Consider the following 14034-nt stretch of genomic DNA (forward strand, 5'->3'; position numbering starts at 1 on the left):
GAGCTCGCGTCATGATCACCGCACTCACCACCGCACGATCCGCCCGATTGCGCACCGCCCATCGCACCGCGCTCGGGGTGCTCGTCGGGCTCCTGCTTCTCGTCGGCCTCGCGCTCGCGGCATCCGCTCTCGCGCCGGAGCAGCTCGACCCGGTGCTCGGGCACCTCTCGCCCACGACGGCCATCCTGCTCGGCTCGGCATCGGTGCTGGGGCTCGTCCTCTTCCGCTGGCTCGACACGATCGGGCGCATCGGGGCCGTGATGCTCGCCGTGCCCGTCGTCGTGCTCACCGTCGCGAATCAGCTGCTCGGGAGCGACTTCGCGGGCGCCCCGACCGGCACGCCGCTCGACTATCCCGTGCTTCTGCTCGTCCCCGCGGGTCACCTGACGCTGCTGTTCGGAGCGCTCCGCTCGGCCGGATGGGGACACCGCGGCTCATGGCTCGTGTTCGCCCTCACTGCGGCGCTCTCGCTCGTCATCATGATCGTCCCGACGCCGCCGATCTCCGACTCGTTGCTGGCGAATCGGATCGTCTCCGGCGCGCTGATGACGGCGGCACTCATGACGGCCGCGATCGCGGTGCTCCTCGAGCGCGGGCGCCGCGCGTCCAGCACCGGTCTCGGCTGATGCCGCGGCGATCGCCGCTCAGTCGTCGTCGTCGCGTGAGTCTCGGAAGTACCGTACGGCCTGCCAGACCAGGACGGCAACGGTCGTGACGCCCATCGCGAGAAAGAGCGGACCGGCGGCCCCCGCCGTTCCCGGGTCGGTCGGGATGGGGAAGGCGAGCAGGCCCGTCACGCGCCACCGTCTCGGAAGTCGTCGGGAGTCGGGAAGTCATCGATGTCGTCCCACGTCACGGCGAGCACCTCCATCGCGTCGTTGGCGAGCTCGATGAGCTGGCGCAGGAGGGCCTCGGCGTCCCCCGCTCGCAGCAGTCGGACCTGATCGAGCGGTCCGAGCGGGGCGATCCCGGCCAGCTGCCACATGGCCTCGACGGGGTCGGCGCTCAGCTCGACGTCGGCGCCCCACTGCTGCTCGACGAACTCGCTCGCCTGCGCGAGCGCGCGGCGTACGGTCGACTCGGCCTCGTCGAAGAGGGGGCCGAGCGCATCGTGCCATTCCAGCTCCGGCAGCGTCGTGATGCGCGCACGCGGGTACGGGTCGTCCTCGAGCCACTCCTCGACCTGCACGCGCGCGGTGCCCTGCGCGACGAGACCGATGAAGCCCTCGCTCGCCTGCACCTGGGCGATCCGTGCGATCGTGCCGACGGGGAAGCGCTGCTCGCCACCCCCGACCTCCGAGCCGCGCTCGATGAGGACGATACCGAACTCCGCCGGCTCCTCCTGCAGCACGGTCGAGAGCATCACGATGTAGCGCTCCTCGAAGATGCGCAGCGCCGTCGGCATCGACGGGAAGAGCACCGAGCCGAGCGGGAACATCGGCATGACCGTCATGCCTCCACTGTGGCACCGCAACCTGGGTGCGTCGACCCCGTCGACGGGAACCACGGGTCGAACGGCCCTGACCAGCGGGCCATGAAGGCCCTAGCCTGAGGGCAGCGCGCGCCGCGCATCCCGCCCCGAAGGAGCAGCATGCAGATCACCGGCAGAGTCCTCGCCGTCACGGGAGCCGGCAACGGCATGGGCAGGGAGGTGACGCTCCAGCTCGTCGCGAAGGGCGCGCGCGTCGCCGCCATCGACATCAGCGAGGCGGGGCTGGCCGAGACGGTCGCTCTCGCGGGCGCGCACAGCCAGGCGATCTCGACGCACGTCGTCAACATCGCCGACCGCGCCGCGGTCGACGCGCTCCCCACGGCGATCATCGCCGCGCACGGCACGGTCGACGGCCTGCTCAACATCGCCGGGATCATCCAGAAGTTCGTGCCCGTCAACGACCTCGCCTTCGATCAGATCGAGCGCGTGATCGCCGTCAACCTCTACGGAACGATCAACACGATCAAGGCCTTCCTGCCCGAGCTGCTGAGCCGGCCGGAGGCGGCCATCCTCAACGTCTCGAGCATGGGCGCCTACGCCCCTGTGCCCGGCCAGTCGGTCTACGGAGCGACGAAGGCGGCCGTCGCGCAGCTCACGCGCGGACTGCACTCCGAACTCATGGCGACGAACGTGCAGGTCACGGTCGTGTTCCCCGGCGGGATCGGCACCAACATCGCCCTCAACTCAGGCATCGCGACCGAGGCGGAGATGGCGGCGATGGCCGCGAAGGCCGGCAAGGGCAAGCCGCGCACGACGACTCCGGCGCCCGAGGCGGCCCGCCAGATCATCGAGGCGCTCGAGAAGGGCAGCTACGAGATCTTCATCGGGCAGGATGCGCGCATCATGTCGCGCCTGAGCCGCCTGTCACCGAAGCGCGCGGCTGCCCTCATCCACTCGCAGATGAAGGACCTGCTGGGCTGAGCCGCCCGCGCCGGGCTGCCCCTGTCCCGGCGCTCGTGAGGGAACGGAGCCGGTCAGGGTCGGAAGTCCGCCAGCAGAGCGTCCGTCACGGCGATCGCGGGCCGGACATGCCGAGAGGCGGGCCGCTCGCGCGACGCCGCCTCCCGGGGTGCGGCGCCAAGGGCGCCGTGATCCATGTCGCATCGGGGGCTCAGGGCCTGCCAAGCCCGATCAAGTGAAGATGCTGACGCCACCGGGGCCGACGAGCAGACCGAGGACGATCAGCACGATGCCCCACAGCATCTGACCGCGGACGAGCGTGACGATTCCCGCAATGACGAGGATGGCCGCGATGATCCAGAGAAGTGTTCCCATGATGGTGCCTCCTTCCGGTCGCGGATCGCGCCCCGGCTCGTGCCGTGACCTCCGACGACCTGTCGGTATGGGCTGACGCTAACGGTCAGCGCGAAAGAGCGAGAAGGGGGTTGACGGGGTCACGATGTGCTGACATGCGTTCTCGCCGAGCCCCGGTCGTCAGGGGCGCTGCAGGCTCAGCCAGCGCTCGGTCACGCGGAACCCGACGGCTCGGATCATCGCCAGGCTGCGGGCGTTCTGCAGGGCGCCCCCGGCGGAGAAGCTGCGCTCGCCCGCCTCGATGGCACCGAGCATCCACGCCGCGACGACGGCCCCGCCGATGCCCCGCCCACGCTGATCGGGCGCGACGACGACGAAGTCGTTGTCGCCGGCCGCGCCCACGCACAGGCCGACGAGGCGGTCGCCGTCGAGGGCGCCGAACGCGCGGCGACCTCGGGTCGCCCAATCGCGCACATCGAGGGCGCTCACCGGCACATGGACGGTCGCGGGAGTGGTCGGCACGTCGACCCAGCTCTCGGCGTCGAGTGACTCGATCGCGGCGGCGTCGCGCGCGTCGAGCTCGCGGATCTCGAGCCCTGCGGCGCGCGCCGTCTCCACGAAGCCGCGCAGCCGCTCTAGGGAGGCAGTGGACTCTGCCCCGCCGTCGATCACGAACTCGGCGCCCCACGACTCGCCGACGACCTCGAAGCCGTCGGCGAGGAGCGCCGGGAGGTCGGGGTCGGTGTCCTGCAGCACATGGGTCTCGAGAAGCACGGAATCGAGACTACGTCGATGCTCCGACACTGCCCAGGGGCTTGCGCGTTTCGCGTCACACGCCGTCACGCCGGGTGCTCGCCGCTCGCCTCAGCGAGCGCCCTGGGCGGGCGCTGGCAGGTTCTCGGCGAGCCGCGCGTTCCCCTCGCGCACCACGCGCCAGCCGGCGCGCACGCGATCGACGAGCTCGGGGCCGGTCATCCCGTCGGCGGGTTCGTGGTCGGCGGCGATGGCCAGACGCTTGAGCCTGAGCAGGGCGATCTTCGGGTGGTCGGCTCGGAAGCCGCGCGGGGGGTGGCGAGGGCATCCGTCGTCATGATCGCGAAGCCGCGCTCGGCGGCCTCCTCGAGGGTGGCCTCGAGGTCGCCGACCAGGCGGTTGTCGTCGCAGATCTCGCGGAACCGCGCGAGCTGCTCGCGGCTCGGCTGGTACTGGCCACCGGCGAGCAGGAGGCCGTGCTGCGAGACCTGCAGGTAGTAGGTGCCGTCGGCGTGAACGGCGCTCACGAGCCCGAGGTGATCCTTGTCTAGGCGCTTGTCGGCGCTCGGGCGGCGTCGGCTGCCGCGCGGTGCATCGAATCGGTCACGGATGCTCGCTCTCGGCTCGGGCGGCGGCCAGGGCTCCGCGCGCGAGGTCGACGCGCTCGGCCAGGTACGCCGCGAGGGGGCGCAGCGCGCTGTCCGGAGCCGAGGGGACCCAGCGGACCAGGGCCTCGGCCCCGTCGGCGTCCGTCTCGCGCAGCACGAGCGGCCCGCGCTCGACGCGCATCGCCTCGACGTCGTCGAGCGGGATGGGCCGCGCCTCGAGCACGAGGGTCTCACCCTCGTCGAATCCGGAGTCGAGGGCCAGCTGGCGCAGGGCGCGGCGCTCCTGGGCGCTCGCCGACTGGTGGCCCGGCAGCACCTGCCGGCTCGCGCGCACGATGCGGCCCGGCTCGAACGCGTCTCCGGCGGGGGTGGCGAGGAGGGCGCCGAGGAGGAATCCCTCGCCGGTGCGCCGGAGCTTCTCGCGCACGGGGATGAACCCGAGAGCGCGGTGCGCGGCGACCGTGGTCGCGAGCTGCTCGGGGCGGGCGCCGGCGGCGGCGAGCTCGGCCGCGGCCTCGGCGAGCGCGGCTCGGGCGGCGGCGAGCGCGCGGGGAGCATCCACGCGATCATCGTGCCCGATGCGGCTGGGTGCCCACATCCCGAAGCGGCGCCATTCGATGGGCGCACCTCGTCCTGATCCGGGCACACCGTGCGCCCGGGGGCGGACGAGTCGCCCCGAACAGGCCGGAATGCGCGAGACGTCAGCCGATGAGGCCGACGACCAGGCCCGCGAGCGTCAGTCCGATGACGTCGCCGCCGACCTCGATCGCCCACACTCGGAATCCGTCGCCGCCGAAGAGACGGTGCGAGAGCGAGCTCGCGGCGACGAGACCGATGCCGAGGAGGAGGCCACCGAGCGCGCCGCCGAGCGGCCCGACCGGGTCGCCCGTCGCTCGCGCGACGAACCCGAGCACGATGGCGAGCGTGAGCACCTGCACGAGCGCGCCGAGCGCGGTCATGCCGAAGACGACCGCCATGCCGTGGGAGCCCTGCGGCTCGGCCGGGTCGAGGCCCTTCGCGCGCATCCACGCCGGGTAGAAGGTCTTGGGGCCGAACCAGATGGCGCCGGTGACGAAGTAGACGACTAAGCCGGCGAGGACGGCCAGCCAGTTGAGCTCGGGGAGGGTCATGGGTGAACGCTATCGGGGGCGCGCAAGCGCGGCATCGTAGGATCGCGAGTCGGCGCGAGAGTGCGCGAACCGATCAGCGCGTCAGGTACCGAGGACGCTGGCGGGTCGGCTGCGGAGTCGGCGAGGACTCGGTCATGCGGAGATCGTGTCAGCTTGTCGACGACCGCCCCGAGGCCATGGACGGAACGCGGCGACCTAGGCTGGAACCATGCTCCTGCGCCGCCTCGCCGCCCGCGCGTTCTGGACCGTCAGTCGGTGGCGCCTCGTGACCGAACCGGCACCCGGTCGTCCGACTCTCCTCATCGGCGCACCGCACACATCGAACTGGGACTTCATCTTCATGCTCGCGATCACGTGGAAACTCAACATCCACATCCGCTGGCTCGGCAAGAAGAGCCTCTTCACCAGCTGGCGAGGCCCGATCATGACGAGGCTCGGCGGCATCCCCGTCGACCGGGATGCGCCCGGCCGCGTGGTCGCCGAGGTCGTCGAGCGCATCCGGTCGGGCGAGGTCTTCAGCCTCGTCGTGACGCCCGACGGCACGCGCTCGGGGCACACGCACTGGAAGTCGGGCTTCTACCGGATCGCGCGCGAGACGGGGATGCCGGTGACCCTCGGGTACGTCGACCGGGCGACCATGACGACCGGTCTCGGGCCTACGTTCGAGCTCACGGGCGACGTGGCGGCCGACATGGATCGCATCCGGGCGTTCTACGCGGACAAGGCCGGGGTGCGGCCGGAGCACCGGGTGGAGCCGCGGCTGCGCGAGGAGCTCGCGGGCGGCTGAGGCCGTGCCTGCCGACCAGAGTCCCTCCCGCGCAATGTGCCTCCGGCGACACATGCCGTGAGAGGCACATTGCGAAAGACGACTAGGCAGCCTGGTGCCAGCGTGCGTGGACTCGCTCGATGAACAACAGTTCCTCCGCCGCGATCGCCTCATCCAGTCCGCAACGAGACCGAAGGGCCGATGCGAACACCTCGCTCAACTCCGCAGGCGACAGGCCGATACCCAGACCGTCGCGCAGGGTGCTGACGAGGTCGTCGTACTCATCGTCGTCGTCCGGGCGAATGTCTGGGTCGACGTAGACGCCGAGAAGGTCGTACCCGCGCAGCAGGTCGGCAAGCAGCATCGACCGGCTATCGAAGCGATCGCGCAGGCTCACGGCCGGCTACACATTGAAGCGGAACTCGACCACGTCGCCGTCCTGCATGACGTAGTCCTTGCCCTCGATGCGGGCCTTGCCCTTCGAGCGGGCCTCGGCGACCGAGCCGCACGCGACGAGGTCGTCGAACGAGATGACCTCCGCCTTGATGAAGCCCTTCTCGAAGTCGGTGTGGATCACGCCGGCGGCCTGCGGGGCCTTCCAGCCCTTGCCGATCGTCCAGGCGCGCGACTCCTTGGGGCCGGCGGTGAGGTACGTCTGCAGGCCGAGCGTGTCGAAGCCGATGCGGGCCAGCTGGTGCAGGCCGCTCTCGGTCTGGCCGGTCGACGCGAGTAGCTCGGCAGCGTCAGTGGCGTCGAGCCCGATGAGCTCGCTCTCGATCTTCGCGTCGAGGAAGACGGCCTTCGCGGGCGCGACGAGCGCCGCGAGCTCGTCCATGCGGTCAGCGTCGCCGAGCACGCCCTCGTCGACGTTGAACACGTAGATGAACGGCTTCGCACTGAGGAGGCCGAGCTCGCGGATCGGCGCGGCATCGAATCCCGCCGCCGAGAGGGTGGTGCCCGCGGAGAGCAGCGCGCGAGCATCCATCGCCGCCTGGAGCACTCCAGGGTCGAGCTTCTTGCCCTTCACCTCCTTCTCATACCGAACCAGCGCCTTCTCGAGCGTCTGGAGGTCGGCGAGCATGAGCTCGGTGTTGATGATCTCCATGTCGCCGGCGGGGTCGACCTTGCCGCCGACGTGCACGACGTCGTCGTCGGTGAAGGCGCGCACGACCTGCGCGATCGCATCCGACTCGCGGATGTTCGCGAGGAACTGGTTGCCGAGCCCCTCGCCCTCGCTCGCGCCCTTGACGATGCCGGCGATGTCGACGAACGACACGGTCGCCGGCAGGATGCGCTCGCTGCCGAAGATGCCCGCGAGCACCTGCAGGCGCTCATCGGGCAGCTCGACGATGCCGACGTTGGGCTCGATCGTCGCGAACGGGTAGTTCGCCGCGAGCACGTCGTTCTCGGTGAGCGCGTTGAACAGGGTGGACTTGCCGACGTTGGGCAGGCCGACGATGCCGATAGTGAGAGCCACGATCCACCAGCCTACCGGCGGGGCGCGCCGCGCCCGCCGTCGCCGCAGTCGATGAGGGATGCCCGGGCTAGCCTCGAAGGATGACCTCCGTCGACGCCGGCTCAGCCTTCACCCCCGCCCCGACCGATCGCACGCGCCCCGAGCTGCGCGGCACCTTCGGCATGGCCGCGAGCACGCACTGGCTCGCCACCGCCACCGCCCAGTCGGTGCTCGAGCGCGGCGGGACCGCGATCGACGCCGCCGTCGCGTGCGCGTTCGTGCTGCACGTCGTCGAGCCGCACCTCAACGGGCCGGGCGGCGACCTGACGGGGCTCGTCGCTCCGGTGGGCGAGGCGCCGATCGTGCTCGCGGGGCAGGGCGCGGCACCCGCGGCCGCGACGATCGAGCACTACCGCTCGCTCGGGCTCGACGAGGTGCCCGGCGCGGGCCCGCTCGCCGCCGCGACCCCCGGCTCGGTCGTCACGTGGCTGACGCTGCTCGCCGAACGCGGCACGTGGGAGCTGCGCGACGTGCTCTCCCCCGCCCTCCGCTACGCCGCCGAGGGCCACCCCGTGCATGAGAACGTCGTGCGCACGATCCGCGCGGTCGCGCCGCTGTTCGACGAGCACTGGCCGACCTCGAAGGCGCAGTGGATGCCCGGCGGCGAGGTGCCCGAGGCGGGCGACATGATCCGCAACGAGGCCTGGGCCGGGGTGCTGAGGCGACTCATCGCGGCCGGCGAGTCGACCGGCTCGCGCGAGGACCGCATCCATGCCGCCATCGGAATGTGGCGGCACGGCTTCGTCGCGGAGGCGATCGAGGAGTTCGTTCAGACCCCCGTGCGGCACTCGACGGGCGGCGATCACGCGGGCGTCATCACCGCGGCCGACGTCGCGGCGTTCGCGCCGGCGGAGGAGGAGCCACTCGTCACGACCTTCCGCGGGGTCGATGTCGTGAAGGCCGGGGCGTGGACGCAGGGGCCCGCCCTGCTCATGGCGCTGGGCATCCTCGAGGCGCGCGCCGCGACGCACGGAGACGGCGTGCTCGACCCCTCGACCGAGCTCGGCGTGCACACGATCGTCGAGGCGCTCAAGCTCGCGCTCGCCGACCGCGACGCGTGGTTCGCCGACCCCGCGGCGGTCGACGTGCCGCTCTCAGACCTGCTGTCGGAGCCGTACCCGGCGTCGCGGGCCGAGCTGATCACCGACGAGGCGTCGCGCGAGGTGCGACCCGGCAGCCCCGGCGGCCGATCGCCGTGGATGCCCCCGGTCGTCGACCACGCCGCCGCCGTCGTGGGCGGCGCGGCCTCGTCGGCGGGCGCGGGCGAGCCGACGATCGACCGCAGCGGCCGCTCCCGCGGCGACACGTGCCACCTCGACGTCGTCGACCAGTGGGGCACGCTCGTGTCGGTGACCCCCTCGGGCGGGTGGTTGCAGTCCTCCCCCACGATCCCCTCCCTCGGCTTCTGCCTCGGCACGCGCGCGCAGATGATGTGGCTCGACCCGAAGTCGCCGTCGCGACTCGAGCCGGGCATCCGCCCTCGATCGACGCTCTCGCCGACCATGCTCGCGGTCGCCGGTGAAGCGTTCGAGGCGCTCGGCACGCCCGGCGGCGACCAGCAGGATCAGTGGCAGCTGCTCTACCTGCTGCGCCGCATCGTCGGAGGGTACGAGCCGCAGCAGGCGATCGATGCGCCGATGTTCCACACCGACGCGATGGTCGCGTCGTTCCAGCCGCGCACGGTGCAGGTCGCGTCGCTCACGGTCGAGTCGCGGCTCGGCGACGACGTGATCGAGGGGCTGCGGGCGCGCGGTCACGCGGTGAGCGTCGTCGGGCCGTGGACTCTCGGGCGCATGAGCTGCGTCGGCATCGACCGCGCGCGCGGCTGGATGTACGCGGCGTCGAACTCGCGCGGAGCGCAGGGGTACGCGGCCGGCCGGTAGGGCGGCACTTTGGCGTCAGGGCTGCACATCGATGTGCCGCCTTCACACCGAAGTGGCGCCCCAGCCGTCACGTCAGCGGTGCGGGGCGGCGGGTCAGCGCGGTGTCGGCACGAGTTCGACGCTGCGCACGGCGCCGCCTGAGACCTCGAGGGTCATGACCGTGCCGACGGGCTGCCTCCGCCGGTCAGTCGGCGAGCCCGGGTTGAGCAGGCGCACGCCGCCGGGCGTCGTCGAATCCCACGGGATGTGCGAGTGCCCGAAGACGAGCACGTCGGCCGGAGCATCCGATGCCGGGCCGAACCGGGCGTCGCACCGCGCCTCGCGACCCGCCGCCGCTCCCGTCTCGTGGATGACCGCGATGCGCTCGCCCGCGACCTCGACGCGCGCGACCTCGCCGAGCCGCTGCCAGAGCTCGGGGCCGTCGTTGTTGCCCGCGACACCGACGAGGCGGGATGCGCGCGCCGACAGCGCGTCGTGGGTCGCGATATCCACCCAATCGCCCGCGTGGATGACGAGGTCGGCCTCGTCGACGAGTCGCCACACCTGATCCTGCAACGACCGAGCGCGCGCAGGCAGGTGCGTGTCGCTGAGCAGGAGGAGCCTCACGCGAGCACCCTAGGCGAGCATCCGCCCGCTACGCGAGCGACGGCACCGCCGCCCGCACCGCCGGCAGGACGTCGCGCGCGAGCGCCGCGAGGATGCGCGCGTTGAAGTCCACGCCGAGCTGGTTCGGCACCGTCACGAGCAGCGTGTCGGCCGCGAGCACCGCGGCATCGCGCGGGAGCTCCTCGGCGAGGCGGTCGGGCGTGCCGATGTACTGGCGCCCGAAGCGCGAGCGCGATCCGTCGAGGATGCCGACCTGATCGCGCTGCTCGGCCTGGGCGTGCAGCCCGAAGTAGTGCTCGGTCTCGTCATCGATGAGCGGGATGATGCTGCGGCTCACCGACACGCGCGGCTCGCGCTGCCAGCCTGCAGCGGCCCACGTCGAGCGGAACAGCGCGATCTGCTCGGCCTGCAGCTCGTCGAACGGCACGCCCGTGTCCTCCGTGAGCAGAGTCGAGCTCATGAGGTTCATGCCCTGCTCGGCGGCCCAGACGGCGGTCGCGCGCGTGCCGGCGCCCCACCAGATGCGGTCGGCGAGGCCCGGCGACTGCGGGGTCACGGGCAGGCGCCCGGACGTGCCGACCATCTGCGGGTTCGCGGGCGCCATGCCGGCGCCGGTGAGCGCCTCGCGGAAGACCGCCGTGTGCCGACGCGCCATGTCGGCGTCGATCTCGTCCGCGCGCACGTCGCCGACCGAGCCCTCGCCGGGGACGTGCCCGAAGCTCCGGTACCCGGCGATCGACGTCTCGGGCGACCCCCGGCTGATGCCGAGGTGCAGGCGCCCGCCGCTGATGAGGTCCGTCGCGGCGGCGTTCTCGGCCATCGCGAGCGGGTTCTCGTAGCGCATGTCGATGACGCCCGTGCCGAGCGCGATGCGCGACGTGCGCGCGGCCGCGGCCGCGAGCATCGGGTAGGGCGAGGAGTAGTTCTTCGCGAAGTGGTGCACGCGGTAGTAGGCGCCGTCGACGCCGGCCTCCTCGGCCGCGACCGCGAGCTCGATGCCCTGCAGGATCGCCTCGCCGCCGGTGCGCGTGAGCGAGCCGGGGACGTTGCTCCAGTTGCCGAACGAGAGGAAGCCGAGTCGCGTCATGCTCATGCGAACGCATGGAGCGCGGGCGCTATTCCGCGCGGTCCCGGCCCCGGGCATCCGCCGCGTCGGTCGCCGCGTCGGCATCGTGGGGCGACGGATGCCCGCGCCCGACGATCTCGATCGGCGCAGTGCGCGCGGCCCCGGGCTCGCCGGCGCCGTCGGCATACAGCGGAGGCTCGGCCGCCACGCGCGGTGGACGCGTCGCGAGGTAGACCCCGACGAGCACGATGACGCCACCCACGATCTGCCACACCGTCACGACGTCGCCGAGGGCGATCGCGATGATCGTCGTGAAGACGGGAAGCAGGTTCAGGAACACGCCCGTCCTCGCGGGGCCGAGCGTCGCGGCGGCGATGTTCCACAGCAGGTAGGCGAGCGCGCTCGGGAAGACGATGATCCAGGCGAGGCCGAACCACCCCTCGGCGGTCGGCTCGGCCGGCGCTCCGGTGATCGCGAGCAGGGGCAGCAGCACGACGACGCTCAGCGCGACCTGCACCGCCGTCGCGGCGATCGGCGGCGTGCGCAGGCGGCGCGACACGATCACGTACGCCGTCCACACCAGCACCGACCCGACGAGCAGGAGGTCGCCGATCGAGACCGCGAGGCCGGATGCTCCGCTCTGGCCGGCGAGGACGACGAGCAGCACGCCCACGATCGACAGCGCGATGCCCGCGACGCCGATGCGGCTGACGCGCTCTCCGAGCAGGATGACGGCCGCGATCGTGATCGTCGCGGGGCTCATGGCGCTGATGACGCCGGCGTTGACCGACGAGCTCGTCTCGAGTGCCGCGTAGAGGAAGAGCGTGTACCCGACCATGCCGAGCAGCGCCTGCAGCAGATGCCACCTCCACTCGCCCCACGCCGCGCGCCAGTCGGGCCGCTCGAGCCACCACGCGATGACGAGCAGGAGCGGCAGCGCGCCGACCCAGCGGTACGTCGTCAGCTCGACGGGGGTGAACTCGTCGATGAGGCGGGCGCCGAAGATGAAGTTCGTCGCCCAGAACAGCTGCGCGAGCACGGGAGGCGCGAACCGGCGGAGGGAGTGCACGACTCCAGGCTAGAACGATGCGGGGACGGCGGATGACGCGCGAGCGGGCGCATCCGTGCGGCGGTTCGGCACGGCGCCGTCGGAGGCCCGTGCGACCCTGGAGGGGTGCCGCTGAACTTCACCGCCATCGACTTCGAGACCGCCAACAACCACGCGGCCTCCGCGTGCTCGGTGGGGCTCGTGAAGGTCGTCGATGGCCGCGTCGTCGACAGGACGGGCTGGCTGATCCGCCCGCCGCTCGGCTTCGACCACATGATGGAGTGGAACACGCGCATCCACGGCATCACGGCCGCCGACATCGTCGACGCCGTTCTGTGGGCCAATCAGCTGGATGCCTTGCTCGAGTTCGTCGACGGCGACGCGCTCGTGGCCCACAACGCGGGGTTCGACATGGGGGTGCTGCGCGCCGCGACCGAGGCGAGCGGACTCGCGGTGCCGAGCCTGCGCTACGCCTGCAGTCTGCGGGTCGCCCGTCGCACCTACCACCTCGACTCGTACCGGCTCCCCGTCGCGGCGATGGCCGCGGGCTTCGAGGACTTCGCGCACCACGACGCGCTCGCCGACGCCGAGGCGTGCGCGGCGATCATGGTGCACGCGGCGAAGCGCCACGACGCCGCCGACCTGGACGAACTGGCCCGCATCACGGGCACGACGGTCGGCCTCATCGGCCCCGCTGCCGACGAGGTCGCGGCGGAGCACCGCCCCGCCGCGCTCGCCTAGAGCCCGCCGAGGGGCGGGCCTCAGCGGCGAGGCTCGTCGTCGAGTCGAATGCCCTCGTGGCGTGCATCGTCGTGACGTGCGTCGTCGTGACGCACATCGTCGTGACGAGCATCCGAACGCGCCCCGTCGACGTGCCCGTCGCTCCCGACGATCGTCGCCGCCTCGCGGCTGCGCTCGTCGGCCCGAGCCCGGACCTCCTGCGCCGAGCTCGCGTGCTGCTCCGCGGCCTGGCGCGCCTTGGCGGCGTCGGCCTCGGCGCGACGCGCCTCCGCCTCGGCCTCGGCCGCGCGCGCCTCCCGGTCGGCGGCCGTGACGCGGTCGCGCTCCGCCTGCGACTGGAGCTCCTGGGCGCGCGCGCGCTCCTTCTCCGCCTGCTGCTCCTTCCGCTTGCGCGAGACGACGACCGCGACGACGGCCGCGAGGGCGACGACGACGACGAGGACGATGACGAGGGTGATGATCTGTGACTGATCCATACGGCGAACGCTAGGCCGCGCATCCGCTCGCCGTGACCCCGTTGACAGACAGGGGTCGGGCCTGTGTGTCAGCCCTTCCGCACGACCGCGCTCACGGGCGTCGGGTTCGTGAACAGGTCGAGCACGGGGCAGTGCGCGTCGACCGCGGCGCGCAGCTCCTCGTACCGCTCGAGCGTCTCGGGCCCAGTGAGCGTGATCACGAGCCGGATGTCGCTGAAGCCGGCCCGCACGCTCTCGTCGATGCCGAACAGGCGGCGCGCATCCAGGTCGCCCTCGGCGGCGATGTCGATCCCGACGACGCGGATCCCGAGCGCCTGCGCGTAGAGCCGGTAGACGACGACCTGGCACGAGATGAGGGCTCCGAGCGCGTACTCGACGGGGCTCGCCGCGACGTCGTCGCCCGCGAGCGCGCCCGGCTCGTCGACGACGAACTCGTGCTTCCCGGCGCGGATGCGGGTCGCGACCGAGCCCTCGCCCTCGCCCGAGACGCGGTAGGTGAGCTGCGCGGAGGCGGGCGACGCCTCGATGCGGTCGGCCCACGTGGCGCCGGCGTCGATGAGGCGAGCGGCGCGGTCGTCGGCGGTCGAGAGGGGAACGGAGGGCGCGGCGAGATTCGTCATGCGGGCACGCTAGGCGGATGCCCGCCTCGCGTCACGCGGTCCCGTCACGCGGCGTCGCGCACGGTCACGAACCGC

At 72.2% G+C, this 14034-nt stretch carries 18 protein-coding genes and 2 pseudogenes; 5 read left to right on the forward strand and 15 right to left on the reverse strand.

The window, feature by feature from the left end; translation table 11 throughout:
* Positions 1-11: 11 nt before the first annotated feature.
* The gene (locus FHX53_RS07075) at positions 12-626 is read left to right on the forward strand and encodes a hypothetical protein (protein ID WP_182490663.1); all 615 of its coding nucleotides are present in this window, start codon (positions 12-14) and stop codon (positions 624-626) included.
* 18 nt (positions 627-644) lie between these two features.
* On the opposite strand, the gene FHX53_RS07080 is transcribed toward FHX53_RS07075, so the two are convergent.
* Positions 645-797 carry a hypothetical protein gene (locus FHX53_RS07080; protein ID WP_182490664.1) on the reverse strand — a complete coding sequence of 51 codons (153 nt, stop codon included), beginning with the start codon at positions 795-797 and terminating at the stop codon, positions 645-647.
* Positions 794-1453 (reverse strand): LON peptidase substrate-binding domain-containing protein, encoded by a 660-nt coding sequence (locus FHX53_RS07085; protein ID WP_246335558.1) that lies wholly within the window; start codon positions 1451-1453, stop codon positions 794-796. The genes FHX53_RS07080 and FHX53_RS07085 overlap by 4 nt, the downstream gene beginning before the upstream one ends.
* 138 nt (positions 1454-1591) lie before the next feature.
* Between FHX53_RS07085 and FHX53_RS07090 the strand changes: the two genes are divergently transcribed.
* Entirely contained in the window at positions 1592-2413 is an 822-nt protein-coding gene (locus FHX53_RS07090) for an SDR family NAD(P)-dependent oxidoreductase (protein ID WP_182490665.1), read from the forward strand.
* A 210-nt stretch (positions 2414-2623) separates the two neighbouring features.
* Here the strand turns inward: FHX53_RS07090 and FHX53_RS07095 are convergent, their stop codons facing one another.
* The 6 genes and pseudogenes from FHX53_RS07095 to FHX53_RS07115 all read right to left on the reverse strand — a co-directional run bounded on the left by FHX53_RS07095 (position 2624) and on the right by FHX53_RS07115 (position 5237).
* A complete protein-coding gene (locus tag FHX53_RS07095) occupies positions 2624-2767 on the reverse strand; it encodes a GPGG-motif small membrane protein (RefSeq protein ID WP_182490666.1) in 144 nt (47 codons plus the stop codon).
* A 159-nt stretch (positions 2768-2926) separates the two neighbouring features.
* The gene (locus tag FHX53_RS07100) at positions 2927-3520 is read right to left on the reverse strand and encodes a GNAT family N-acetyltransferase (RefSeq protein WP_182490667.1); all 594 of its coding nucleotides are present in this window, start codon (positions 3518-3520) and stop codon (positions 2927-2929) included.
* 204 nt (positions 3521-3724) lie between these two features.
* Positions 3725-3781, reverse strand: a pseudogene (locus FHX53_RS14160) (hypothetical protein); the annotation flags it as partial.
* 26 nt (positions 3782-3807) lie between these two features.
* Positions 3808-4110, reverse strand: a pseudogene (locus FHX53_RS14030) (DUF2461 family protein); the annotation flags it as partial.
* On the reverse strand, positions 4103-4669 hold the full coding sequence (locus tag FHX53_RS14035; RefSeq protein ID WP_182490668.1) for a hypothetical protein: 567 nt from the start codon (positions 4667-4669) through the stop codon (positions 4103-4105). The pseudogene FHX53_RS14030 and the gene FHX53_RS14035, both read right to left, overlap by 8 nt.
* A gap of 139 nt (positions 4670-4808) precedes the next feature.
* On the reverse strand, positions 4809-5237 hold the full coding sequence (locus FHX53_RS07115; protein ID WP_182490669.1) for a DUF1761 domain-containing protein: 429 nt from the start codon (positions 5235-5237) through the stop codon (positions 4809-4811).
* A 208-nt stretch (positions 5238-5445) separates the two neighbouring features.
* Here FHX53_RS07115 and FHX53_RS07120 point away from each other — a divergent pair, with 208 nt between their 5' ends.
* A complete protein-coding gene (locus tag FHX53_RS07120) occupies positions 5446-6024 on the forward strand; it encodes a 1-acyl-sn-glycerol-3-phosphate acyltransferase (protein ID WP_182490670.1) in 579 nt (192 codons plus the stop codon).
* 82 nt (positions 6025-6106) lie between these two features.
* Here FHX53_RS07120 and FHX53_RS07125 read toward each other — a convergent pair whose 3' ends face one another.
* Together FHX53_RS07125 and ychF are read right to left on the reverse strand one after the other, a co-directional pair.
* Complete coding sequence (locus tag FHX53_RS07125) at positions 6107-6400, reverse strand: hypothetical protein (RefSeq protein ID WP_182490671.1); 294 nt, start codon at positions 6398-6400, stop codon at positions 6107-6109.
* Between the two features lie 6 nt (positions 6401-6406).
* Positions 6407-7480 (reverse strand): redox-regulated ATPase YchF, encoded by a 1074-nt coding sequence (gene ychF / locus FHX53_RS07130; RefSeq protein WP_182490672.1) that lies wholly within the window; start codon positions 7478-7480, stop codon positions 6407-6409.
* An 80-nt stretch (positions 7481-7560) separates the two neighbouring features.
* On the opposite strand from ychF, the gene FHX53_RS07135 reads away from it, so the two are divergent.
* Positions 7561-9402, forward strand: coding sequence for a gamma-glutamyltransferase family protein (locus tag FHX53_RS07135; RefSeq protein WP_182490673.1), 1842 nt, complete (start codon positions 7561-7563; stop codon positions 9400-9402).
* 93 nt (positions 9403-9495) lie between these two features.
* On the opposite strand, the gene FHX53_RS07140 is transcribed toward FHX53_RS07135, so the two are convergent.
* Genes FHX53_RS07140 through FHX53_RS07150 form a run of 3 tightly spaced genes read right to left on the reverse strand, consistent with a single transcriptional unit; the run spans position 9496 to position 12143 of the window.
* The gene (locus FHX53_RS07140) at positions 9496-10008 is read right to left on the reverse strand and encodes a YfcE family phosphodiesterase (RefSeq protein ID WP_182490674.1); all 513 of its coding nucleotides are present in this window, start codon (positions 10006-10008) and stop codon (positions 9496-9498) included.
* 28 nt (positions 10009-10036) lie between these two features.
* Positions 10037-11101 (reverse strand): LLM class flavin-dependent oxidoreductase, encoded by a 1065-nt coding sequence (locus FHX53_RS07145; protein WP_246335559.1) that lies wholly within the window; start codon positions 11099-11101, stop codon positions 10037-10039.
* A gap of 22 nt (positions 11102-11123) precedes the next feature.
* The gene (locus tag FHX53_RS07150; RefSeq protein WP_182490675.1) at positions 11124-12143 is read right to left on the reverse strand and encodes an EamA family transporter; all 1020 of its coding nucleotides are present in this window, start codon (positions 12141-12143) and stop codon (positions 11124-11126) included.
* A gap of 105 nt (positions 12144-12248) precedes the next feature.
* Between FHX53_RS07150 and FHX53_RS07155 the strand changes: the two genes are divergently transcribed.
* Complete coding sequence (locus FHX53_RS07155; RefSeq protein WP_182490676.1) at positions 12249-12863, forward strand: exonuclease domain-containing protein; 615 nt, start codon at positions 12249-12251, stop codon at positions 12861-12863.
* A gap of 20 nt (positions 12864-12883) precedes the next feature.
* On the opposite strand, the gene FHX53_RS07160 is transcribed toward FHX53_RS07155, so the two are convergent.
* Together FHX53_RS07160 and FHX53_RS07165 are read right to left on the reverse strand one after the other, a co-directional pair.
* A complete protein-coding gene (locus tag FHX53_RS07160; protein WP_182490677.1) occupies positions 12884-13339 on the reverse strand; it encodes a hypothetical protein in 456 nt (151 codons plus the stop codon).
* Between the two features lie 68 nt (positions 13340-13407).
* Positions 13408-13959 (reverse strand): OsmC family protein, encoded by a 552-nt coding sequence (locus tag FHX53_RS07165; RefSeq protein WP_182490678.1) that lies wholly within the window; start codon positions 13957-13959, stop codon positions 13408-13410.
* Between the last annotated feature and the right edge of the window lie 75 nt (positions 13960-14034).

The sequence above is a fragment of the Microcella alkalica genome (assembly GCF_014137945.1).
In the GTDB taxonomy this organism is placed as follows: Bacteria; Actinomycetota; Actinomycetes; order Actinomycetales; family Microbacteriaceae; genus Microcella; species Microcella alkalica.